Source organism: Streptomyces sp. NPDC057474 (genome assembly GCF_042802555.1).
Lineage (GTDB): Bacteria > Actinomycetota > Actinomycetes > Streptomycetales > Streptomycetaceae > Streptomyces.
Genome location: NZ_JBHVDX010000051.1, coordinates 23,405 through 47,024 on the forward strand (window position 1 = coordinate 23,405; position 23,620 = coordinate 47,024).

Consider the following 23,620-nt stretch of genomic DNA (forward strand, 5'->3'; position numbering starts at 1 on the left):
TGGGTTCACGCGGCGGGGCCCGGTCGCGTCGGAGGACGTGACCGGGCCCTTGTGTGTGGGAGCCGAGGGCTATTCGTTGTTGTCGGCGCCCGCTACAGGTGAGTTCAGCGGCTTCCAGGCCAAGTCCGGGAGGACTGGGTCGGGGCAGGTCAGGATGGCTTCGGCGTCGTCGCTGTCAGCGTTTTCCACTTGGCAGATGATCTCGAAGACCCGACTGTCGGTCGTGATGATGTCGATCTTGACGCCTGCGAACTCCGGATTGCCCCGGAGGTGCTCGTTGACGGACACACCACAGATGTCGCCGGCGTCGGTCGGATAGCCGGTTCGGCCGCTGAGGTCGGTCCACCTCATCGTGTTGTCTTTGCTGGAGCGGATATCGCGGATACCCGCGTACGCGATCCCGTCGCTCACCGCGCCGCGGACCTCGTACACCTGCTGGTCCTGGAATCCGTCGACCTCGACGCAAGCTCCAGAGGGGCCGGTGGGCCCGGTGGGGCCGGTGGGGCCGGTGGCGCCGTCGGTTCCGGCAGGCCCGGTGGGGCCGGTGGCGCCGTCGGTTCCAGCAGGCCCGGTCGGGCCGGTCGCGCCGTCGGTTCCGGCAGGACCCGTCGGGCCGGTCGCGCCGGTGCCGGGTCCGGTGGGGCCGAGGGGCCCGGTCGGACCGGTGGCGCCGTCTTCGCCTGCGGGCCCGGTCGGGCCAGTCGCTCCGTCCAAGCCCGCGGGGCCGGTGGGGCCAGTCGCTCCGTCCAAGCCCGCGGGGCCGGTGGGGCCAGTCGCTCCGTCCAAGCCCGCGGGGCCGGTGGGGCCGGTGGCGCCGTCCTCACCTGCAGGGCCCGTCGGGCCCGTAGGCCCGGGCTCGCCCTCGCACTCGTCGGGGCGGTCGTCGCCCTTCGCCCTGGGGCCGTTGTGCCCCTGGCCGTTCTCGTTGTGCCCCTGGCCGTTCTCGTCGTGCCATTCGCCGTTCTCGTTGTGGCGCTCCTCGCACTCTTCGCCGCCCTGCGGGTGAGGGTTCACCCGTGCCGGTGCGGTGGCGGGACCGTCGGCTGCCAGCGCGGTGCTGGTGAAGCTCAGCATGACGATGCCGACCGACGCCATGGCGCCGCCGACGAGCCATCTGCCCCGTCGGGGAAGCGGGCCCAGACCGGGCTTGGTCCTGTTCTCAGGACTCATAGGGATTGCTCCTTGTGGAACCGATGCGGATGGAATCCGGAGGCCTTGATCCTCCTCTGCACATTCGGCCACGCTTTGCCGATACGCGCTCGGTGTGAGGACCTGAAATTCGGCCGAACGTGGGCGGGCAGCGGATTGGCGGGCCACACCGCAAAGGGGAGAGGTTCACCCGTACTGAGAGACATCTCGGTCCAGGCGTGCGGCTGTTCGGAGGATTCTGACCGCGCGGGAAGTGGTTGGAGTCGCGTCCGGATATGGCTGACACCTTGATGGGCCGTCAGGAACGGCCGCCGCTTTTTGGAAGGGCACAGTCATGCCAGCACTACCCGTCGACAGCTCCGTCCTCCCACCCCGGCAGACGGCTCCGGAAAATCAGGACCATGTGGAGGGGGCGGCCGACAGGACTCGGTCCGGAATTCCGTGGTGGATCTGGGGCCTGATGGGAGCCTTGTTCTTCACGTACACGACGCTCTCGCTCCGCCTTCATCAGCGGATGCTCTCCAACGCCTTCGATCTCGGGATCTTCGAGCAGGTCGTCAAGTCGTATGCGGAAGGGCATCTGCCCCTGTCCGAGATCAAGGGGCCGGACTTTCCCGTGATGGGGGACCACTTCCATCCGATTCTGGCGTCGGTGGCCCCCTTCTACCGGCTCTGGCCGTCACCGATGGTCCTGCTGGTGGTGCAGGCGGCGCTGATCGCGGTGAGTGTGCTGCCGTTGACCTTGTGGGCCCGCCGGGCGCTGGGTTCCGGCGCCGCCGGGGTCATCGGAGTCTGCTACGGGCTGTCCTGGGGAATCGCGAGCGCGGTCGGCATGGACTTCCACGAAGTGGCCTTCGCGGTGCCGTTGCTCGCGTTCTCCTTGACCGCTCTCGGGAACGACCGACTGGTCGCCGCCGCGTGCTGGGCCCTGCCCTTGCTGCTGGTGAAGGAGGACCTCGGCCTCACGGTGGCCGTGATCGGAGTGCTCATCGCCCGGCGAGGGGCCCGTCGGCTCGGGATCGCCACGGCCGCGATCGGCGTGGTCGGGGCCGCGCTGGCGATGTTCGTGATCCTGCCGGCCTTCAACCCGAAGGGAGGCTACGCGTATCTGCACTGGCTGCCCGGCGCGGGAGGCGGCGAGGGCGGCGAGGGCGGCGAAGGCGGGCTCGCGGAACTGCTCTTCAAGGGCACGATCGGGCTCATCACCCCTGAGGCCAAGGTCACGACCCTGCTGTTCGTGCTGGCACCCACCCTGTTCCTCGCCCTGCGGTCGCCGCTGCTGTGGGTGGTGCTGCCGACCCTGCTCTGGCGCTTCGCCTCGGGTCTGTGGACCCACTGGGGCACCAGCTACCACTACTCGCTCGTGCTGATGCCGATCGTCTTCGCCGCCTTCGTCGACGCTCTGAGCCGACGGCAGCCGAGCGGGAAGAGCCTTCGCCGCTACCTGGTGGGCTCCGTCGTGGTCACGACGTTGTTCCTGCCGCAGTTCCCCCTGTGGCAGCTGGTCAAGCCCGAGACCTGGCGGACCGATCCGCGCGTCGCCGTCGCCCACCGCCTGATGGACCGGGTACCCGACGGGGCCACGATCCAGGCGTCCAACCAACTCGTGCCCCAGCTCACCGACCGGACGAAAGCCAGCCTCTACGGGTGGCCCGACAGCCGCCCCCACCCGGAGTGGATCATGGTGGACACCCAGGTGCCGTTGAGCCGACGATGGCCGCTGAACCCCATGGAGGAGAGGATCTCCCTGGACCGCGCCCTCATGCAGGGCTATCGCACGGTGGCCGAACGGGACGGCTTCGTCCTGCTCACCCGCTCGGGCTGACGAAAGGGGAGCCGGCCCGGCGCAGGATCACCGACTCGATGATCACGGGCTTCTTAGGCCGGCCCTCGGTGGATCCGTCCGCAGTCCCGCTTTGGGCGACCTCCTTGAGGACGTCCAGACCGCCGACGACCCGCGCGAACGGAGTCCAGTGGGCCGGCATGGGGAAGTCCGGATCGGCGTAACTGATGAAGAACTGGCTGCCGTTCCTCCCCGGCACCACCTTGGACATCGCCACGGTGCCCGCCGGATATGTGGCCCCCTTCAGATTCTCGTCCTTGAAGAAGTACCCGGGATCCGCCTTGCCTTCCCCCTTCGGGTCCCCGCACTCCAAGGTGAAAACGTCCTGGGTCGTCAGCCGATGGCACTCGCTGTTGTCGAAGTACCCCTTCCCGACAAGGAAGGCGAACGAGTTTGCCGCACAAGGCGCTTGGGAGGACAGCACCTCCAGCAGTACCGCCCCTCTGTTGGTGATCAGAGTTGCCTTGTACGGCTGGGACGCCTTTTCCGCGTCGAAGACCGGGATGCCGACAGGATTTCCACTGCGGGTGGGCGTGTAGGAGCACGAGGAAGGCCGCTTCGGTGGACGTTTCTCAGCGGTCAGGGAGAGCGACGCCCAGGTCAGTGCCGAACAGAGTCCGGTGACAGCGAGAGCCGTCAGTACGGCCCGGGGCGCGGGACTCCTGGGTCGCCCGAAGGAGGTGAGCTTTCTCGGCCAATTTCTCGCGGACATTCGTTCCCCGATGGTGGTCGACGGCAATGGGAGAAAAGACGCGGAGAGCCTATCCAAGGGGCGCGGATGGGTGCGGGCGACACACATCAGTGCCATCGATTCGGCGCGCCTCAGCCATTCAGGCAGGGAAGGTGGATTTTGATCTGGCCTGTGAAACCAACGGTCTGCCTGAACATGATCGTCAAAGACGAGGCCCCGGTCGTCCGCCGCTGCCTGGAATCCCTCCGCCCCCTGATCGACACCTGGGTCATCCTGGACACCGGCTCCACTGACGGCACGCAGGACGTCGTACGCGAGGTCTTCGGTGATCTGCCCGGAACCCTGTACGAGCGCCCCTGGAAGGGCTTCGACGGCAGTCGCAGCGAGGCGATCGACCTCGCCCGCGACCGTGCGGACTACCTGCTCTTCATCGACGCGGACGACCTCATGCAGGTCGAACCGGGGTTCCGTATGCCGGAGCTGACGCACGATGCCTATCGAATCGCCCTGCACGACGGGCCGATCATCCACTGGCGCCCGGCGCTGGTCTCGACCCGGCTGCCCTGGCGGTACGTCGGCGTGCTGCACGAGTACATCGAGTGCGGACGGTCGTACAGCCTCGGGACACTCGAGGGCGCCAACATCCTCTCGGTGGGCGGTGGGGCGCGGCTGCGGGAGGGCCGGCGGAAGAAGTACCTGCGCGACACCGAGATCCTCCAGGAGGGCCTGGTCAAGGAGCCCGGCAACCCCCGCTACGTCTTCTATCTCGCCCAGAGCTGGCGCGACGCCGACGAGCCGGAGAAGGCGCTGGCCGCCTACGACCGCCGGGCCGCGATGGGCGGATGGGGCGAGGAGGTCTTCTGCTCCCACCTCTACGCCGCGCGCCTCGCCGTACGCCTCGAACGGCCGGCCGCGGAGGTGATGGACCGCTACCTCCGCGCGCACGAGAGCCGCCCCACCCGCGCCGAAGCCCTCGGTGAACTGGCCCGCCACTGCCGCCTCAACGGTCCGCGCTGGCCTCTCGCCCATATGTTCGCGAAGCAGGCGACCGGGATCCCGTATCCGAGCGACATCCTGTTCGTGGAGTTCGACTGGTACCGGTGGCGGGCACTGGACGAACTCGCGGTGTCCGCGTACTGGGTGGGGGAGTACGAGGAGTCGCGGGCTTGCTGTGAACGTCTTCTCGCCGGTGACGAGTTGCCCGACGATCAGCGTGAACGGGTCACCGGGAACCTCGAGTTCGCCCTGCGAAAGCTGGGCGGGAAGGAGAAGGCGGAAACGCCGTGTGCCCTCGCGTCATCGGTCGGCCTGGCCGGTCCGTAGGGCGCCGCAGGCCCCAAGTGCCCCTCCCCAGCTGCGCCTTCTTCGGTCGTCGTGCGTAGGGTGAGCGCGGTCGGCGGCAGGGACATCAGGACGAACGGGGCGGGAATTTGCAGACGTGTGGCTGGATCCGGACAGGGCGCTGAGGCGTCTACGTCGTCATGGACCTGGAGAAGAGGCCCGCCCGGCCGCCCGGCGAACCGTCCGCAGAGCCGTCGGCGGGGCAGCCGCCTGTGCGGCAGCAGAAGCCTGTGCGGCAGCAGAAGCCTGTACGGCAGACGCCCGAGGGGTGTCTCGTCGTCGCGATCCGGATTCCCGTGCGGATCGTCGTGCTCGTGCTGGTCGTGCCGGTGCGGATGGTGTGGGACGTGCTCGTGGTGGTCGGGCGGTTCCTGATGGACGCCCTGTTGCGGCCGCTGGGGCGGGCGTCGCTGTGGGTCGGCAGGGCCGTCTTCGTGTGGCCGTGGGTGGCGTTGTGGCGGTACGTCGTCGTGCCGGTCGCCAAGGGGCTCGGATGGCTCGGGTACTGGCTGCTGGTCGTGCCGGTGGTGTGGGTGTACCGGTATGTGCTGACGCCCGTGGGGCAGGTGATGGCCTGGGTGGCCGCCGGGATCTGGGGCGGAGCCGTCTGGGTGGCCACCGGGGTCTGGGCCGGGGTCGCCTGGGCCGCCCAAGGCGTCTGGGCCGGGCTCGGGTGGCTGTACCGGTGGACGTTGGCGCCGCTCGGGCGGGGCATCGCCTGGCTGGCCAGGGGCATCGGGGCCGGGGTCGCCGCCGTCGGTGTCGCGCTGTTCACGGCCTTGGCCTGGCTGGTGCGGTACCTCCTCGTCGTACCGGCCGTGGGGCTGTACCGGTATGTGCTGACGCCCGTGGGACACGCGATCGCGTGGGTGGCCCGGGGTGCCGTGTGGCTCGTACGGATGATCTTCACCGGGCTCTGGCTCGGCGTCTACTGGACGCTGCGTGTGCTGCTCGTCCTGCCGGCGCTCGCCGTGTGGCGGTGGGTGCTCACGCCGGTCGGGCGGGTGCTCGCCGTCGCCGGACGGGAGATCTGGGGCGCCCTCGGGCACGCGTGGCGTGTGGCCGGGCGGATCTCGCTCGTGGTCGGGCGCTTCCTGGCGAACCTCTTCCGGTGGATCTTCGTCGAACCGACACGGTGGGTGTACCGGACCGTCCTCACGCCCGCCGGTCACTTCGTACGGGACGTCGTGTGGAAGCCGGCCGCGGCGGTCGGGCGCGCTGTGGGCCGTACCAGCCGGCAGGCCCTGGCCACCGCCCGCGAGTCCGTCCGCCAGGCCCGCGCCGGTGTGCGGTCGGCGCTCTTCGGGCAGCCGGCGGAGCAGAAGCCCGTCCACAGGCGGGAACCGAGGGCCGCCGAGACACGTACTCTTGGTAGCAGTAAGACCGCTCTCACGAAGGACTGAACGACACTGGGCAAGCGACAGCCCGAAGGCCCGCCGCCCGCACCCGCGGTGCAGCGCATCCGACTGCGCTACACCAAGCGCGGCCGCCTCCGGTTCACCAGCCACCGTGACTTCCAGCGCGCCTTCGAGCGTGCGTTGCGCCGTGCCGAGGTGCCGATGGCGTACTCGGCGGGGTTCACGCCGCATCCGAAGGTGTCGTACGCCAATGCCGCACCCACCGGCACGGGCAGTGAGGCGGAGTACCTGGAGATCGCGCTCACCGACGCGCGCGATCCGGAAAAGCTCAGGATCCTGCTCGACGAGTCGATGCCTACCGGGCTCGACATCGTCGACGCGGTCGAGGCCCGGACCTCCGGGCTCGCCGACCGGCTCACGGCCTCCGTGTGGGAGCTGCGCCTGGACGGCGTGGACCCGGCGGACGCCGGGCGCGCGGTCGAGGCCTTCAAGGCGGCGGACCTCGTCGAGGTCCAGCGCAGGGCCAAGAACGGCCTACGGACCTTCGACGCCCGGGCCGCCGTCGTCGACCTCGACAGCCGCGACGGATGTGACGGACGCGACGGACCTGACGGTTCTGAGACGCAGAGTCCACAGGCTGATAGGCCGACGGAGCAGCCCTGTGCGATACTGCGGCTGGTTGTTCGGCACGTGACGCCTGCCGTACGACCCGACGACGTCCTGTCCGGTCTCCGCGCCGTGGCCGACCTGGCGCCGCCGGTCCCCGCAGCGGTGACCAGGCTGGCGCAGGGGCTTTTCGATGAAGAGACCGGCACGGTGACCGACCCGCTCGCGCCCGACCGCGAGGCAGCGCCGGCCCCCTCAACGGCCGAACCCGCTGCCGCCGCGAAGGCGTCGGCGCCGGTAGGCCCCGCGTAGGGACGGACGTCGTAGCGCAGCCCTCGGATCCGGGAGCCACCTGGGTCGGGCAGCGCACCGACCACAAGACTTTCGCCAGGCCGTACGCAACATGGCGTACGGAACCGGCGAGACAGGACACAGAGAGCTCCCGTGCGGCGCCCGCGCCCCGGACGGCGGCAGTCGCGCACGACGCGAGCCGCGGACGTCACCGGCCATGCCGGACCGGGTGCGGCGCCCGGGAGCCTGACGGGAGAAACGCCCGCATGCCCGAATCGATCGAATCCGCAGAGCCCGCACAGGGCTCCGAGAACAACACCCCGAGCGACACCCTGCCGCCGCGCCGTCGGCGCCGTGCCGCGTCCCGCCCGGCGGGACCGCCGTCCGCCGCCTCCGAAGAGGCCGCGGAGACCACCGCGCCGGCCATACCGGCCGCCGAGTCCGAGGACCTCGCGGCCGCCGTGACCGGAGAGGCCGCGCAGGCTGCCGAGGCCGAGGCGACCGCAGAGGCGGAGGATGCCGAGGAGGCGGACGAGGCTGAGACCGCCGCTGTCGCCGCCGAGGCGCCCGCTGCCGTCGAGGAGACCGCGCCTGCCGGTCGTACGCGTCGTCGCGCGACCCGCCGGGCCTCCGCGCCCGCCGGTGCGCCCAAGGACGCCGAGGCCGTCGAGGTTGTCGAGACCGTGGCGCCGGTCGCCGCCGCTGAGACTGCCGCCGCCGAGGCGCCCGCTGCTGTCGAGGAGACCGCGCCTGCTGGTCGTACGCGTCGTCGCGCGACCCGTCGGGCGTCGGCCCCCACCGGCGCGCCCAAGGACGCCGAGGAGGTCGTCGCCGAGACCGCCGCCGTGGCCGCGCCCGAGGCTGCAGCCGAGACCACCGCCGCTGCCGAGGCCGACGAGGCGCCCGCCGCTGTCGAGGAGGCCGCGCCCGCCGGTCGTACGCGTCGTCGTGCCACGCGTCGTGCGTCCGCCCCCGCCGCTGAGCCGAAGGCCGCCGAGGCCATGGAGGCTCCGGCGGAGGTCGTGGAGACCCAGCCCGCCGCCGCGCGGGAAGCCGCGCCTGTGGAGGAGGCGGCCGAGGAGGCCGCGCCGCGTCGTACGCGTCGTCGTGCCACCCGGCGGGTGGCCGCGCCCGCCGGTGCGCCCGAGGGCGAGGTCGCCGAGGAGCGCGCGGCCGAGTCCGTCGCCGCCGAGACCGTGTCGGCCCCGGCTGTTCAGGCACCCGCCGCTGCCGAGGCCCCCGCGGCTGAGGCGACGACCGCCAAGGCCGGGCGGGCGACCGCCGTCGCCGAGCGTGAGCCGGTCGAGGTTTCGCAGGCGGCTGCCGAGGCCGAAGCGGAGGACGCCGGACCGCGGCGGAGCCGCCGTCGGGCCGCCCGCAAGGCCGCCGGTGGGTTCTCGGCGCCTGCCCCGGCCGCGGAAGACGCGCCGTCGCGGCCGTCGCGGCCCGCTGTGGCCGTGTTCCAGGCGCCGGTGTTCACCGAGCCGATGTTCCAGACGCCGGAGCGGGCCGCCGCCCAGGCCGCCGCCGAGGCGGAGACCGAGACAGTGGAGGTCGAGGAGACCGCCGAGACCACCGACCTCGGCGGGTTCGCCGAGGAGGAGAACACCGGCGGGTCGCGTCGTCGCCGTCGCCGTCGGGGCGAGCCCGCCGAGGCGGAGCAGCCCGTGGCCGCCGCCGTGGTGGCCGACGAGCCGGAGGAGCCCGAGGAGCCCGAGGAGTCCGAGGAGGACAACGAGGACGCCGCCGAGGGGGACGAGTTCGGCGAGGAGGAGTCCACCGGGTCGCGGCGTCGCCGTCGCCGGGGCGGCCGTCGCCGCCGTCGGGGCGAGTCGTCCGAGGCGGACGACGCCGCCGAGGGAGACGAACTCGCCGCCGAGCAGGCCGCGCAGGATGCCGAGGACACCGCCGAGCAGGCGGACGAGGACGCCGAGGACGAGGCCGACGACCGCGAGGACTCCGGTTCCGGCTCCAGCAGCAGCCGCCGGCGCCGTCGCCGACGCCGACGCGCCGGTGACTCCGGCACCGAGCCCGAGGCGTCCACCGACGACCCCGAGCGCACGGTCGTCAAGGTCCGTGAGCCGCGCGAGCGGCGCGCCAAGGAGACCGAGCCGTCCGACGAGGTGCAGTCCATCAAGGGCTCGACCCGTCTGGAGGCCAAGAAGCAGCGCCGTCGGGAAGGCCGTGAGCAGGGGCGCCGTCGTGTCCCGATCATCACCGAGGCCGAGTTCCTCGCCCGCCGTGAGGCCGTCGAGCGCGTGATGGTCGTCCGCCAGAGCGGCGAGCGCACCCAGATCGGCGTCCTCGAGGACAACGTGCTCGTCGAGCACTACGTCAACAAGGAGCAGTCGACCTCGTACGTCGGCAACGTCTACCTCGGCAAGGTGCAGAACGTGCTGCCGTCGATGGAGGCCGCCTTCATCGACATCGGCAAGGGGCGCAACGCCGTCCTGTACGCCGGTGAGGTCAACTTCGAGGCGCTGGGCATGGCCCACGGGCCGCGGCGCATCGAGTCCGCCCTCAAGTCCGGCCAGTCGGTCCTCGTCCAGGTGACGAAGGACCCGATCGGGCACAAGGGCGCGCGTCTGACCAGCCAGGTCTCCCTGCCGGGCCGCTACCTGGTCTACGTCCCCGAGGGGTCGATGACCGGTATCAGCCGCAAGCTGCCCGACACCGAGCGGGCCCGGCTGAAGACCATCCTCAAGAAGATCGTCCCCGAGGACGCGGGCGTCATCGTGCGCACCGCCGCCGAGGGCGCGAGCGAGGACGAGCTGCGCCGCGACGTCGAGCGACTGCACGCGCAGTGGGGGGACATCCAGAAGAAGGCCAAGAACGGCGGCAGCTCAACCGCGCCGACGCTGCTGTACGGCGAGCCGGACATGACCGTCCGGGTCGTCCGCGACATCTTCAACGAGGACTTCTCCAAGGTCATCGTCAGCGGCGAGGAGGCGTGGGAGACCATCCACGGATACGTCTCGCACGTCGCGCCCGACCTGGCCGACCGCCTGCAGAAGTGGACCTCCGAGGTCGACGTCTTCGCGACGTACCGCATCGACGAGCAGCTGATGAAGGCGCTGGACCGCAAGGTGTGGCTGCCCAGCGGTGGTTCGCTGGTGATCGACAAGACCGAGGCCATGATCGTGGTCGACGTCAACACCGGCAAGTTCACCGGCCAGGGCGGCAACCTGGAGGAGACGGTCACCAGGAACAACCTGGAGGCGGCCGAGGAGATCGTGCGCCAGCTGCGGCTGCGCGACCTCGGCGGCATCGTCGTCATCGACTTCATCGACATGGTCCTGGAGTCCAACCGGGACCTGGTGCTGCGGCGCCTGCTGGAGTGCCTGGGACGCGACCGTACGAAGCACCAGGTCGCCGAGGTCACCTCGCTGGGCCTGGTCCAGATGACCCGGAAGCGGGTCGGGCAGGGTCTCCTGGAGTCCTTCTCCGAGACGTGTGTCCACTGCAACGGGCGCGGCGTGATCGTGCACATGGACCAGCCGACGGCCGTCGGCGGTGGCGGCAAGCGCCGTAAGCGCGGGCGTGGCGGTGCCGAGCACGACCACGAGCTCGAGCACGTGTCCGCTCCCGAGGCGGCCGAGCTGGTCGAGGCCGAGGTGGCCGCCGAGGTCGCCGAGCCCGTGGCGCTCCCCGCCCACGAGTTCGAGCCGGACGAGGAGTTGTACAGCAGCGTCGCCGAGGCCGAGGCGTCAGTCGGGCGCGGCCGTTCGCGTCGCCGTGCGACCAGGCGGGCCTCCGCGCCCTCGGGTGCGCCGAAGTCCCGCGAGGCAGTGGCCACCACCGTCTTCGAGGACCGTGCGCCGATGTCGCGGGAGGCCGCCGAGGCGGAGCCCGTCGCGGTGGAGGACCCGGTCGTCGAGATGCCGGCCGCCGCGAGCACCGAGGAGGCCGCGCCCAAGGGCCGTACGCGTCGCCGGGCGACCCGGAAGGTGTCCGCTCCCGCGGGCGCGCCGACCGGGGCGGCGGCGGACGAGACCGTGGTGACGGTGACGGCGACCGAGTCGGTCGCGGAGCCCGTGGCCGGGACGGTCGTGGAGCCCGTGGCCGAGCCCGTGAGCGAGCCGGTCGCGCAGCCCGAGGCGGCTGTCGCTGCCGAGAGCGCGGCCCCGGCCCGTCCGCGTCGGCGTGCCGTGCGCAAGGCGACGGCGCCCACCGCGTCCGCGGAGGCCGCTGTGGTCGTGGTCCCGTCGGCTTCCGCCGAGGACGCGGCCGAGGCTCCCCTCGAGGCTCCGGTCGAGGAGGCCGTGCCGGCCGCCGAGGAGACCGAGGCCGGGGCGCCCGCCAAGAAGGCGGCGCGGAAGACGGCCAAGAAGGTGACGGCGAAGAAGGCCGCCACGACGAAGACGGCTGCCGCCAAGAAGACGGTCGCCAAGAAGGCCACGGCCAAGAAGGCGGCGACGAAGAAGACGGCCACGAAGAAGACCACGGTGGCCGCCGAGCAGACGTCGGCCACGGTCACTGCTTCGACCGACGAGAGCTGAGCCCGACGGGACGGACGTTCGGTCCGCTCCAACTGGTGCCCCTGCCGGGTGGTTTCACCGCCGGGTGGGGGCACCGGTGTGTTCAGGGAGAGTAACTTCACACCAGGCGCTGAGATTTGGAACGTTTTGCCCTCCTCTCTCACCCAGCAATCACCCCCTGTCTCGGGGGCGCTGTCGAACGCCTGTAACACTCACGTAGTCATACGCATCTGGGTCGGGGTGGGAGCGGGGAGGGGATCGCATGGCGCGCGTGCGCATGCGCGGGGCGTTGGCGCTGGCCATCGTGCTGTCGGTGGCCGGTGTGCAGGCGGCGATGTCCGCGGGGACCGCGCAGGCCGCCCCGGCCTGGACCGAAGGCCCCATCTTCAACGACCCGTTGGGCGAGGAGAGCGAGCAACTCGCGATCCGCACGCGGCTCACAGAGTTGACGGCCGCGGCCCTGCCCGGCTCCACCATCAAGGTCGCCGTCTATCACGTGTGGGAGGCCTCCGTCGTCGACGCGCTCGTCGCCGCCAAGGAGCGTGGGGTCCGCGTCCAGGTCCTGCTGGACGAGTCGAGCGTCAGCGACCGGCCCACCAACACCGCGTACGGCAGCCTCGCCGCCGCGCTCGGCACCGACCGTACGAAGGGCTCGTACATCGCGACATGCCCCGTCGACAGGTCCTGCCTCGGTGATCCGAAGTACGGGCAGTCGATCATGCACAACAAGTTCTGGCTGTTCTCGGCGGTCGAGGGCGCCACGAACGTGGTCGTACAGACGACGTCGAACTCGACGCCCTCAGCGCACACCAAGTTCTTCAACGACGCGCTGCTGCTGCCGAACAACCCGACGATGTACGACGCGTACGCGGACTACTTCGACACGATGGCCGCCCGGGACTGGGCATCCTGGGAGTACCGGACCGTCAGCAACGGCCTCTACAAGGCGTACTTCTTCCCCCGGACCGGGAGCAGCCGGGCCACCGACACCGTGTACTCGGTGCTCAACAACGTGCAGTGCTCCTACAAGGACAGCGCGGGCGCCACGCGGAAGACCTGGGTGCGGGTCGCGATCTTCAAGATCACGCGGCTGGCGATCGCCGAGAAGCTGGTGGCGCTGAAGCAGGCCGGCTGCGACGTGAGCATCGTGTACGCCGAGTCGGACAGCGCCAAGAGCAGCGGCGGGACCAAGGGGACGTGGGAGAAGATGCACACGTCCGGTGGGCCGACGGTCCGGTGCTACAACGACGACCGGGACCCGCTCGACCCCGGCCGGAAGCTGACCACGCCGTACATCATCCACTCCAAGTACATTCTGATCGACGGCAAGTACGACGGGGTGCGCAACAAGATCAGTTTCACCGGGTCGGGCAACTACACCGGGCCCGCGCTGCGGGAGAACGACGAGTCGATCGTCAAGGTCGACGACGACGCCGTGCACGACATGTACCGGGCCCACTTCGACAAGGTGATCGGCGTCGCCCACCCGGGCAAGGCCGACACCACGGACCTGTGCAAGGGTGTGAAGCCGCTGCCCGCGGACGGTGAGAAGCCGGTCACCTGACGAGGAAGGCGCTCGGTTTGACCCCTTCGGGCGTAGCCCCGTAACCTTGACCGTCGGCGTGTCCGTAGGTAGAGACGCGTCACATCCCCGTAAACCTCATTCCTTCCGCGCGCCGGGCGCCGTGGGAGAGGCTGTTCGCATGTCGGGCGGCTGGACTGCGGGGGTGCCGTTCCCGAGCGAGAGAGTGAGATCCGCGTGTACGCCATCGTGCGCAGCGGTGGTCGCCAGCACAAGGTTGCTGTCGGCGACATCGTTGAGGTTGACAAGATTTCCACTGCCCAGGTTGGCGACACGGTCGAGCTCTCGACCCTGCTCGTTGTCGACGGCGACGCTGTGACCAGCGACCCGTGGGTGCTGGCCGGCATCAAGGTCCAGGCCGAGGTCGTGGACCACCACAAGGGCGTCAAGATCGACATCCTTCGCTACAAGAACAAGACCGGCTACCGCCGTCGTCAGGGCCACCGCCAGCAGTACACGGCGATCAAGGTCACTGAGATCCCCGCGGCTGCGAAGTAAGGGACTGAGGAGACATGGCACACAAGAAGGGCGCATCGTCCACCCGGAACGGTCGCGACTCCAACGCTCAGCGGCTCGGCGTGAAGCGCTTCGGCGGTCAGGTCGTCAACGCCGGTGAGATCCTGGTCCGCCAGCGCGGCACGCACTTCCACCCGGGCTCGGGTGTCGGCCGCGGCAAGGACGACACGCTGTTCGCGCTGAACGCGGGTGCGGTCGAGTTCGGCACCAGCCGTGGTCGCAAGGTCGTCAACATCGTTCCGGCCGCCTGAGTCTTCTGACTCGCCCGGTCTTTCGACCAAGGCTTCCGTAGAGCGATTCGTCGAGGCGGACCTCACTTCTCGTACGGGATTCCGTACGGGAAGCGGGTCCGCCTTTGACGTGTTACAGGTAAGACATTTCCGAACACCACGCATAGCGCGTATCTGGAGGCACCCACCATGACCACCTTCGTGGACCGCGTCGAGCTGAATGTCGCCGCGGGTAACGGAGGCCACGGCTGTGCCTCCGTACACCGGGAGAAGTTCAAGCCGCTCGGCGGCCCCGACGGCGGCAACGGCGGCCGGGGCGGCGACGTCATTCTGACCGTCGACCAGTCGGTGACGACTCTCCTCGACTACCACCACTCCCCGCACCGCAAGGCCACCAACGGCAAGCCCGGTGAGGGCGGCAACCGGTCGGGGAAGGACGGGCAGGACCTGGTCCTTCCCGTGCCGGACGGCACGGTGGTGCTGGACAGGCAGGGCAACGTCCTCGCCGACCTCGTCGGCCACGGCACCTCCTTCGTCGCCGCGCAGGGCGGCCGGGGCGGCCTCGGCAACGCGGCCCTCGCCTCCGCCCGCCGCAAGGCGCCCGGCTTCGCGCTGCTCGGCGTGCCGGGGGACATGGGCGACATCGTCCTGGAGCTCAAGACCGTCGCCGATGTGGCACTGGTCGGCTACCCGAGCGCGGGCAAGTCCTCGCTGATCTCGGTGCTGAGCGCCGCCAAGCCGAAGATCGCGGACTACCCGTTCACGACCCTCGTCCCGAACCTGGGCGTGGTGACGGCCGGCGACACGGTCTACACGATCGCCGACGTCCCCGGGCTCATCCCCGGCGCCAGCCAGGGCAAGGGTCTGGGCCTGGAGTTCCTGCGCCACGTCGAGCGCTGCAGCGTCCTCGTCCACGTCCTCGACACGGCGACGCTGGAATCGGACCGCGACCCCGTCTCCGACCTCGACATCATCGAGGAGGAGCTGACGCAGTACGGCGGGCTCGACAAGCGGCCCCGGATCGTCGTCCTCAACAAGATCGACGTGCCCGACGGCAAGGACCTCGCCGAGATGGTGCGGCCGGACCTGGAGGCCCGTGGTTACCGGGTCTTCGAGGTGTCCGCCGTCGCCCACATGGGGCTGAAGGAGCTGTCGTTCGCGCTCGCCGACATCGTCGGCGGGGCGCGTGCCGCCAAGCCGAAGGAGGAGGCGACGCGGATCGTCATCCGGCCCAGGGCCGTCGACGACGCGGGCTTCACGGTCGCGCAGGAGGAGGACGGGCTCTTCCGCGTCCGGGGCGAGAAGCCCGAGCGCTGGGTCCGCCAGACCGACTTCAGCAACGACGAGGCGGTGGGTTACCTCGCCGACCGTCTGAACCGGCTCGGCGTCGAGGAAGCGCTGATGAAGGCGGGCGCCCGCTCCGGCGACGGCGTCGCCATCGGGCCCGAGGACAACGCGGTCGTCTTCGACTGGGAGCCGACCGTCATGGCCGGCGCTGAGATGCTCGGACGCCGGGGTGAGGACCACCGCTTCGAGGAGCCCCGCCCGGCCGTCCAGCGCCGCCGTGACCGCCAGGCGGAGCGGGACGAGCTCCAGCAGGAGTACGACGACTTCGAGCCGTTCTAGGGCCGCCGGGTTCCTTGGCACCCGGCGGCCGGGCTGGGCGGGGGTGGGTTTCGCTCACCGGCGCTTGCCGGGTGCCACTGCGCCCACCCGTGCCGCCCCGGCGGAGGACTGCCCGGAGCCGAGTGAACCCCGTGAGGGGCGCGGGGAGCTGCGGGATCCCGTACACGACGAAGGGCCCCGGAGGTATCTCCGGGGCCCTTCGGTTGTCCCTAGGCGAGCGCCTCGCTGGGTTCGCCCTCGGTGAGCTCGTCCCCCGCCTCCCGGGGTGACGGGATCTCGTTCGCGAGGCGGGACTCCATCCGTACCCGGCGGTCGTCGGCCTTGGCGCAGAGCGCCTTCACCGCGGAGTCGAAGCGGGCGAGGGAGGGCGGGTCGGAGGGGCCGAGGAGCTGTTCCTTGAGGTCGGCGCGGGCCTTGGTGAAGTGGTCCTTCTCGGGGTCGCGGACCGCGTCGAGAAGAGCCGTGACGCCGCCCGCCTTGGGCGTCAGGACGACACCGGCGGAGACTGTCGGGAAGGCCGAGCGGAACGCCGCCTCCGACAGTCCGGACGTGTTGGCGACCGAGTACGGCTTCTCGCTGGACAGCCAGTCGGAGACCACCGACGAGACATCGCTGATCAGCAGGTCCGACACGTTGAAGCAGGCGAAGATCGCGGGCCGCGCCTCGGTGACGATTCTGTGCTCCCACTCCGGGAACGACGCCCAGTACGCCTTCTCCCAGGTCAGCGTCGCCTCGGCGATCGCCGCCTCACGGTCCCCGCTGGGCGTGCCCTGCAGCAGCATCCGCTCCATCTCGTCCGCGCTGGCACGGAACGACGTCGAGGTCAGCTTGTCCAACTCTGCCGTGCGGCGCGAGAGCTCAGCCTCCGCCTCCGCCCCCGGCCGCGCGCCCGAGCGCTTCGTGTTGGCCTCACGGATCATCGCCTTGATGCGCTCGTTCGCGGCCCCCGCGCGCGGGTCGACCGAGCCGGTCATCGGGTGCGGCTTGTAGAGCAGCCGGACCTTGTCGTCGGCGAGAAGCTTGCGGACGATGTTCTCGCCGGCCAGGACCACGGACGTGTTGCCGGGGTTGCCGTCCCAGCCCTCCCAGGTGGGGGCGTAGAGGACGGTCGTGTACGTGCCGGTCGGCGGGCCCGCGTACGGGCGGATCGGCGCCAGCTGCGGGCGGCCGACCTCGACGATGTCCTTGTCCTCGACGCCGACCTCGGCGAGCGCGTACCGCTCGCGCGCCGCGGGACCGGCGACCCACACCTCGTCGTACGCCTTCGCGTACGGGTTGCAGGACGACAGCTTGTCGCTCTCGCCGTGGTTGATGAAGGCGTGCTTGACGGTGGGGATGCGCAGCACCTGGGAGGTCTTCGCGGCGTTGGCCGGGTGCAGCATCATCTTCAGCGTCGAGTTCTCCAGGGAGAACATCGTCGACACCTTCGGGAAGCAGATGATCGGCACGTCCGTCGCGTCGATCTTCTGCACCATGAAGCGCTCACGCAGCACGATCAGCGGCTTCTCGAGCTGCGAGAGCGTCGAGAGCCACATGTTCGCCTGGTACGCCGACGTCGTACCGCCGGAGAAGTACATCGCGGTGGTCGGCCGGTACCGCGCCAGCCACTCGTCCAGCCACTCCATGACCTGCTGCTCGCTCTTCGCCCGCTTCTTCGGCAGCAGCCAGGTCGCCAGGTACGCGGTACCCGCGACGAGAAGGGTGAGAGCGGCACCGAGGCCGAGGCCGCCCCAGGTGGCGTCCTGGGTGGCCGCGGTGAGGACCAGGCCGGCCGTGATCGGCAGGGAGAAGGTCAGCAGCCGGTGGGCCTGGCGGCGGGCCAGGATGCGCGGCGGGGAGGCGGTCAGACACAGCTCGGAGGCGTCGATGTTGCGGGTGACGATCGGCAGCGTCCGGGTACGGCGCACCAGCACCGAGACGGCCTGGCAGGCGAAATGCACCGCGTAGAAGACGATGAGGCCGACAAGGAGAGGGGCGTGCTCGCGCAGCGGGTCGATGCCGTCGATGCGCAGCAGCCCCACCAGGACCAGCATGTCGCGCAGCAGTTGGCGCACCAGCGCGTCGAAGCGGACCTTGCCCAGAGTGGCGAGCAGTCCGGGATCCCGGTACTGCAGGAACGTGTCCAGGACGAGGCCCGCCGCACTGGCGGCGACGAACACGGGGATGTTCGGCAGCAGCGCGGAGACGATCTGGGCCGTGAAGAGCGCGAACATCGCGAGCAGCGCTGACAGCTGCGCGATGCGGCGGGGTGCGAGGCCTGCGGAGGGCACGGGCTGGGCTCCTGCGGAGGGTGCGACGACGGAGGGGGGAGGGTGATTCCGGGGGTGGCCTGAGGAAGGCCGATCCCTGACCGTATGACCTAGGGAGGCCGAGGAGCAATCTTCCGTGGGAACAATCACCGGTAGTCGGGCATAACGCCTGGAACCTTGAGCGGCGTCTCGGCATCTCCTCATAAAGGGTTCAGAGGCGGACCGCTGCCGTCCGCCTCGAGAACCGGCGCCGTCCGCCCCTCGAAATGAGGACGCGTCCGGTCTGCACGCTCCCGTAGATTGCGGAGTGCACACACCGGGCTGGTTCGGAACATTGGGGATACGGGTGTCAGCGGCAACAGGGACAGGAGGGGTGGCCCGAGGGGCCTCGGTCGAGGGTGGTGGGAGACGGGCGGGCGTGGCGGAAGCGCACCGGATCGTCGTCAAGGTGGGCTCCTCGTCGCTGACGACGGCGTCCGGAGGCCTCGACGCGGACCGGGTGGACGCCCTGGTGGACGTCCTCGCCAAGGCCCGCAGCGGGGGCGAGCGGGAGGTCGTGCTGGTCTCGTCCGGTGCCATCGCCGCCGGGCTCGCGCCGCTGGGCCTGCGCCGCCGCCCCAAGGACCTCGCCCGGCAGCAGGCTGCCGCCAGCGTCGGCCAGGGCCTGCTGGTGGCCCGCTACACGGCCTCCTGCGCCCGTTACGGCATCCGCGTCGGCCAGGTGCTCCTCACTTCCGACGACATGAGCCGCCGCGCCCACCACCGCAACGCCTCCCGCACCCTCGACGAGCTCCTCGCGATGGGCGCGCTGCCGGTCGTCAACGAGAACGACACCGTCGCCACGGACGAGATCCGCTTCGGCGACAACGACCGTCTCGCCGCCCTCGTCGCCCACCTCGTCCGGGCGGATCTGCTGGTCCTGCTGTCGGATGTGGACGGCGTGTACGACGGCGACCCCAGCAAGCCCGGCACGTCGCGGATAGCGGAGGTACGGGGCCCCGCGGACCTCGCGCACGTGGAGATCGGCAGCGCCGGAAAGGCCGGTGTCGGCACCGGTGGCATGGTCACCAAGGTCGAGGCGGCCGCGATCGCCACCGGAGCGGGTATTCCCGTGGTCCTGACCAGCGCCGTCCACGCGGCCGACGCGCTCAGCGGCCGCGACACGGGCACGTACTTCCACCCCACCGGCAAGCGTTCCGCCGACCGGTTGCTGTGGCTCCAGCACGCCTCCACCCCGCAGGGCGCGATCGTCCTCGACGACGGGGCCGTCAGCGCGGTCGTCGAGCGGCGCAAGTCGCTGCTGCCGGCCGGCATCGCGGCCGTCGAGGGCGACTTCACCGCCGGCGACCCCGTGGAACTGCGCGACGGCACGGGCCGGGCGGTCGCGCGCGGGCTCGTGAACTTCGACGCCAAGGAGATCCCCCAGCTGATCGGCCGCTCGACCCGGGAACTGGCGCGCGAGCTGGGTCCCGCGTACGAACGAGAGGTCGTACACAGGGACGACCTCGTCCTCCTGCACCCCTGACCAGCGGCCCCATGGAGGGACAGGGCGCGGGCCCCGGCGGTGCGCGTTCCGTAAAACCGCCACGCGAAGCCCCCGAGCCTGCTCAACTTTGTCTCGGGGAGATTCCGCACGACCTATTGCGAAGCACGAATCGTTGCGAAGGAGGCCGTCGTGAGACGAGTGCGCCCCGGGGCCGCGGCGTCCCGTGGTGGTGGTACCTCCCGTGCGGCCGGTGAGGAGCGGACGCTCACCAGCGTCGCCGTCTCGGACACGTACGAGGGCGAGAGCGCCGAGAAGCCGCAGGACCTGCCCCGGCTCTGGCATGTCACGCTCAGCGTGTCCGGGCCCGAGGCCCCCCTCAAGGAGGTGCGGCGCGGCCTCGAACAGCTCGCCCACGACCACCCCTTCCTGCTGACCAGCCGCTATGCCAACGACCACGCGGAGATCCGCTACTGGGAGGAGGCCCGCGACCTCCACGACGCGGCAGCCGTCGCCCTGCGCCTGTGGGGCGAGCACCGCCGGACGGCCGGGCTGCCGCCCTGGGAGATCGTCGGCCTGGAGGTCATCGACCGCCAGACGTACCACCTGCGCCTCGCCGAGGGATTCGGGCCGCCCCCGGCCTCGCCCGTAGGGATCCACCCCTTTTGACCGTGCCGCCGGGAGCTGCGCGGGGTGTGTCTCGCGCTTTGGAACAGCCGATGAACGCCCCTGCCGGGCGCACTACCCTTTCCCCATGACCTCGCTCTCACCGTACGACTCCATGACGCCGGTCACCCGGGCCGCCTACCGTGCCAAGGCCGCCGCCGCCGACCTCGCGCCGCTCCCGCGCGCCGACAAGGACGACGCGCTGCTCGCCATCGCCGACGCGTTGGAGGTCCGTACGAGCGAGATCGTCGAGGCCAACGCCAAGGACATCGAGCGGGCCCGAGAGGCCGGCACCAGCGAGTCGATCGTCGACCGGCTGACGCTGACCCCGGAACGGGTCCGCGCGATCGCCGCCGACGTCCGCGACGTGGCCGCCCTGCCCGACCCGGTCGGCGAGGTCGTCCGCGGCTCCACCCTCCCGAACGGCATCGACCTGCGCCAGGTCCGCGTTCCGCTCGGCGTCGTCGGCATCATCTACGAGGCCCGCCCGAACGTGACCGTGGACGCCGCAGCGCTCTGCCTGAAGTCCGGCAACGCGGTCCTGCTGCGCGGTTCGTCCTCCGCCCACGAGTCCAACGCCGCCCTCGTACGGGTCCTGCGGGACGCCGTCGGCGGTGCGGGCCTGCCCGCCGACTCCATCCAGCTCGTCCCCGGCGAGAGCCGCGAGTCCGTGCGCGAGCTGATGCGCGCCCGCGGCCTGGTCGACGTGCTCATCCCGCGCGGCGGCGCCTCCCTGATCCGCACGGTCGTCGAGGAGTCCACCGTCCCGGTGATCGAGACCGGGACGGGCAACTGCCACGTCTACGTCGACGCGGGCGCCGACCTCGACACGGCGATCGAGATCCTGATCAACTCCAAGGCCCACCGGGTCAGCGTCTGCAACGCCGCCGAGACCCTCCTCGTGCACCAGGACATCGCCCCCGAGTTCCTGCCCCGTGCCCTCGACGCGCTCGCCGACGCCGGGGTCACGGTCCACGCCGACGAGCGTGTCCTCGCGTTCGCCAAGGAGAGCCGGGCCACGGTCGTCGAGGCCACCACGGAGGACTGGGAGACCGAGTACCTGTCGTACGACATCGCCGCCGCCGTCGTCGACTCGCTCGACCGGGCCGTGGAGCACATCCGGCTGTGGAGCTCCGGCCACACCGAGGCGATCGTGACGACCTCCCAGCAGGCCGCCCGCCGCTTCACCCAGCTGGTCGACTCCACGACGGTCGCCGTCAACGCCTCGACCCGCTTCACCGACGGGGGCCAGTTCGGCTTCGGCGCCGAGATCGGCATCTCCACCCAGAAGCTGCACGCCCGGGGCCCGATGGGCCTGCCCGAGCTGACCAGCACGAAGTACATCGTCACGGGCGACGGACACGTCCGTCGCTAGGGGCGCGGGTCTCGTGGGGCGCCGGGCCGTTCCTGTGAACAGCCTGGCGCCCAGCTGGCAAAACAGATGAATTTCCTTACCGTCTGCCCAAATTGACCACCCCGGTCTACTCTGGGTTCGTGCCGGAGGACGTGGGGGGCACGCCGTTCCCGAACGGCTGGGAGCCCGACGACGACCGCGACCGCGGGGGTATGGACGAAGAGTTCGCCTCCGTGGTCTTCGACGAGGACTTCGTACGGGCGGCCGTGGTCCACGAGCCGACCGCGGTCGAACGTCTGCTCGCAGCGGCGGAGGCCCGTGCCGCGGCCCAGGAGGCCGAAGCCCGCCGGGCGCACTCCAGAGGCGCACGCGGCGACGACGACGGCTTCGGCTCGGACGGCCCCCATTTCGGCCACGGTCGCGATGACGAACTGGACGACCTCGACGACGCCGAGATCCTGGAGGGCCGCTGGGGCGCCGACGGGGCCTACGGCAGGTCGTACGCCAAGCAGACCCGCTGGCACCGGCCCGTCGCCTGGATCCTCGCCCTCGTGATGGGCATCGGCATGGTCGCGCTGGCCTTCACCGCGGTCTACCGGGGTGCCTCCTCCGGCCGCGGCGACCAGATCCTGCCCCCCGCCACCACCGGCGTCGAACAGGGCACCCCGACAGGCCCCTCCGCCTCCGCGGACTACTCCCAGCCGGCGGTGTCGGCGGACCCGCGCACGCCCTGACGCGGCCCTGCGTGGGCCCTGACGCGGCCCTGCGTGGGCCCTGACGCGACCCTGCGTGGGCCCTGACGCGGCCCTGCGTGGGCCCTGACGCGGCCCTGCGTGGGCCCTGGCGGGCGGTTCGCGACCTGTTCGCCACGTGTTCGCGAACCTGGTGAGGACCTGTCAGAACTTGTCGTGTACCCGCGCGTTTACCGGGGCCCCCGGAGACCTACTCTCAATGTATGGGCGGGCCCGCAAACCCACCTGAGGGGACTCCCGAGGGTGCCCCCGGCGGTGGAGAGGACGAATACCGATCCGTCGTCTTCGACGAATCGTTCGTCCGCGCTGCCCGCCTCCAGGAGTTCTCCGCCCAGGAACGCCTCTCCGACCACGCCCCGGCCGTCCGCCGCCGCCCGCCCATGCGTCGCGGCCTCTCCCGCCAGGCCCTGGTCCTCGTCCTGCTGGTCGCCCTCGCCTTCGGCACCGCGATCTACATGGGCGTCCGCCACCCGTACGACACCCCGGCCGCGAAGCCCACCGAGCCGCTCAGGATGACGGTGATCCCGCTGTCTCCGCAGTCCGCGGTGCCCGGCGCCGAGGAGTCGGAGACGCTGTACGCGCACAGCCCGGCCGCCCAGTTCCGGATCGGCGCCGAGGGCATCACGATGCCGGCCACCCGGCGTACCGAGCACTTCACCGACAGCCAGGTCGTCTCCGCGCTGACCATCGCCAAGGAGTACCTGGTCGCCTCCGCGCTCGACCCGGAGGTGCTCGGGGGCACCACCGTCCAGCCCGTGCGGCGGCTGCTCGATTCGGAGCAGCTCGATCAATTCGAGCAAAGTTTCGACCGCCCGGCGGCCGACGGGCGGCACGCCCCCACCGGCTGGCTGGTCCGCTTCGACCCGTCCCGCGCGGAACTCGCCGACCGTAGGATCCGCGTCCAGGGCACCCTTCAGGCCGCCGAGTTCGACTCCGGCACCCTGGAGGTCGTTGCCGCCCACACCCTCGTGTACGCGCTGCGGGCGCCCGGCGGCAAGGCCGGGGCCGAGGCCTCGCTCTTCACGGTCCGGCGCGAGCTGCACTTCCGCTTCGACCAGGACGACCTGCGCACCCACCAGGTCGAGGTCGTCGTCTCCTACGTCCAGGCCGGGCCGCTGGCCTGCGCCGACGACGTCACGAACCACCTCCGCCCGCTCCTCGCCGGCCAGACGGCCAAGGAGGGCGGCCCGTCCGCCGGCACCGACCCGTACGGCACGGGCGCCGCCACGGCCCTGTGCGGCACGCTCGCGCAGAGCGCGCAGCCGAAGGTGTGAAGCGCGGCCCCCTGTCCCATCCTCAAGGGGCTGCGCCCCTTTGACCCCGCTTCGGTGTGTTCTTCGGCCGCGGGTGGGTGGGGCTTCTCGCTCAGTTCCCCGCGCCCCTAGAAGACACGGCCCCTGCGGGC

The 23,620-nt window shown here is 71.0% G+C and carries 17 protein-coding genes; 14 read left to right on the forward strand and 3 right to left on the reverse strand.

Features of this window, described 5'->3' with window-relative positions; translation table 11 throughout:
* Window positions 1-69: 69 nt before the first annotated feature.
* Complete coding sequence (locus tag ACFU53_RS17225; RefSeq protein WP_383992314.1) at window positions 70-1,170, reverse strand: hypothetical protein; 1,101 nt, start codon at window positions 1,168-1,170, stop codon at window positions 70-72.
* A gap of 439 nt (window positions 1,171-1,609) precedes the next feature.
* Here ACFU53_RS17225 and ACFU53_RS17230 point away from each other — a divergent pair, with 439 nt between their 5' ends.
* Window positions 1,610-2,974 (forward strand): DUF2079 domain-containing protein, encoded by a 1,365-nt coding sequence (locus tag ACFU53_RS17230; protein WP_383992317.1) that lies wholly within the window; start codon window positions 1,610-1,612, stop codon window positions 2,972-2,974.
* Here the strand turns inward: ACFU53_RS17230 and ACFU53_RS17235 are convergent.
* Window positions 2,958-3,704: a peptidylprolyl isomerase gene (locus tag ACFU53_RS17235; RefSeq protein ID WP_383992319.1), complete on the reverse strand. Its 747-nt coding sequence runs from the start codon at window positions 3,702-3,704 to the stop codon at window positions 2,958-2,960. The two genes, ACFU53_RS17230 and ACFU53_RS17235, sit on opposite strands and share 17 nt — an antisense overlap.
* A 174-nt stretch (window positions 3,705-3,878) precedes the next feature.
* On the opposite strand from ACFU53_RS17235, the gene ACFU53_RS17240 reads away from it, so the two are divergent.
* The 8 genes from ACFU53_RS17240 to obgE all read left to right on the forward strand — a co-directional run bounded on the left by ACFU53_RS17240 (window position 3,879) and on the right by obgE (window position 15,711).
* Entirely contained in the window at window positions 3,879-5,006 is a 1,128-nt protein-coding gene (locus tag ACFU53_RS17240; protein WP_383992322.1) for a glycosyltransferase, read from the forward strand.
* Between the two features lie 158 nt (window positions 5,007-5,164).
* Window positions 5,165-6,427 (forward strand): hypothetical protein, encoded by a 1,263-nt coding sequence (locus tag ACFU53_RS17245; protein WP_383992326.1) that lies wholly within the window; start codon window positions 5,165-5,167, stop codon window positions 6,425-6,427.
* Window positions 6,428-6,475: 48 nt separating this feature from the next.
* Window positions 6,476-7,300, forward strand: a complete 825-nt coding sequence (locus tag ACFU53_RS17250) for a TIGR03936 family radical SAM-associated protein (RefSeq protein ID WP_383992329.1) — start codon at window positions 6,476-6,478, stop codon at window positions 7,298-7,300.
* Between the two features lie 245 nt (window positions 7,301-7,545).
* On the forward strand, window positions 7,546-11,778 hold the full coding sequence (locus ACFU53_RS17255; RefSeq protein ID WP_383992332.1) for a ribonuclease E/G: 4,233 nt from the start codon (window positions 7,546-7,548) through the stop codon (window positions 11,776-11,778).
* 241 nt (window positions 11,779-12,019) lie between these two features.
* Window positions 12,020-13,321: a phospholipase D-like domain-containing protein gene (locus ACFU53_RS17260; RefSeq protein WP_383992335.1), complete on the forward strand. Its 1,302-nt coding sequence runs from the start codon at window positions 12,020-12,022 to the stop codon at window positions 13,319-13,321.
* 195 nt (window positions 13,322-13,516) lie between these two features.
* Window positions 13,517-13,837, forward strand: a complete 321-nt coding sequence (gene rplU, locus ACFU53_RS17265) for a 50S ribosomal protein L21 (protein WP_067245664.1) — start codon at window positions 13,517-13,519, stop codon at window positions 13,835-13,837.
* A gap of 14 nt (window positions 13,838-13,851) precedes the next feature.
* Entirely contained in the window at window positions 13,852-14,106 is a 255-nt protein-coding gene (rpmA, locus tag ACFU53_RS17270) for a 50S ribosomal protein L27 (protein WP_020115438.1), read from the forward strand.
* Window positions 14,107-14,274: 168 nt separating this feature from the next.
* On the forward strand, window positions 14,275-15,711 hold the full coding sequence (obgE, locus tag ACFU53_RS17275) for a GTPase ObgE (RefSeq protein ID WP_383992338.1): 1,437 nt from the start codon (window positions 14,275-14,277) through the stop codon (window positions 15,709-15,711).
* A gap of 209 nt (window positions 15,712-15,920) precedes the next feature.
* Here the strand turns inward: obgE and ACFU53_RS17280 are convergent, their stop codons facing one another.
* Window positions 15,921-17,981, reverse strand: coding sequence for a hypothetical protein (locus ACFU53_RS17280; RefSeq protein ID WP_383992341.1), 2,061 nt, complete (start codon window positions 17,979-17,981; stop codon window positions 15,921-15,923).
* Window positions 17,982-18,378: 397 nt separating this feature from the next.
* Between ACFU53_RS17280 and proB the strand changes: the two genes are divergently transcribed.
* The 5 genes from proB to ACFU53_RS17305 all read left to right on the forward strand — a co-directional run bounded on the left by proB (window position 18,379) and on the right by ACFU53_RS17305 (window position 23,489).
* On the forward strand, window positions 18,379-19,485 hold the full coding sequence (gene proB / locus ACFU53_RS17285; RefSeq protein WP_383992344.1) for a glutamate 5-kinase: 1,107 nt from the start codon (window positions 18,379-18,381) through the stop codon (window positions 19,483-19,485).
* A gap of 159 nt (window positions 19,486-19,644) precedes the next feature.
* The gene (locus tag ACFU53_RS17290; RefSeq protein ID WP_383992359.1) at window positions 19,645-20,112 is read left to right on the forward strand and encodes a hypothetical protein; all 468 of its coding nucleotides are present in this window, start codon (window positions 19,645-19,647) and stop codon (window positions 20,110-20,112) included.
* 85 nt (window positions 20,113-20,197) lie between these two features.
* On the forward strand, window positions 20,198-21,484 hold the full coding sequence (locus tag ACFU53_RS17295; protein WP_383992346.1) for a glutamate-5-semialdehyde dehydrogenase: 1,287 nt from the start codon (window positions 20,198-20,200) through the stop codon (window positions 21,482-21,484).
* Between the two features lie 119 nt (window positions 21,485-21,603).
* Window positions 21,604-22,197, forward strand: a complete 594-nt coding sequence (locus ACFU53_RS17300; protein ID WP_383992349.1) for a hypothetical protein — start codon at window positions 21,604-21,606, stop codon at window positions 22,195-22,197.
* A gap of 221 nt (window positions 22,198-22,418) precedes the next feature.
* Window positions 22,419-23,489 (forward strand): hypothetical protein, encoded by a 1,071-nt coding sequence (locus tag ACFU53_RS17305; protein WP_383992352.1) that lies wholly within the window; start codon window positions 22,419-22,421, stop codon window positions 23,487-23,489.
* Window positions 23,490-23,620: the final 131 nt, after the last annotated feature.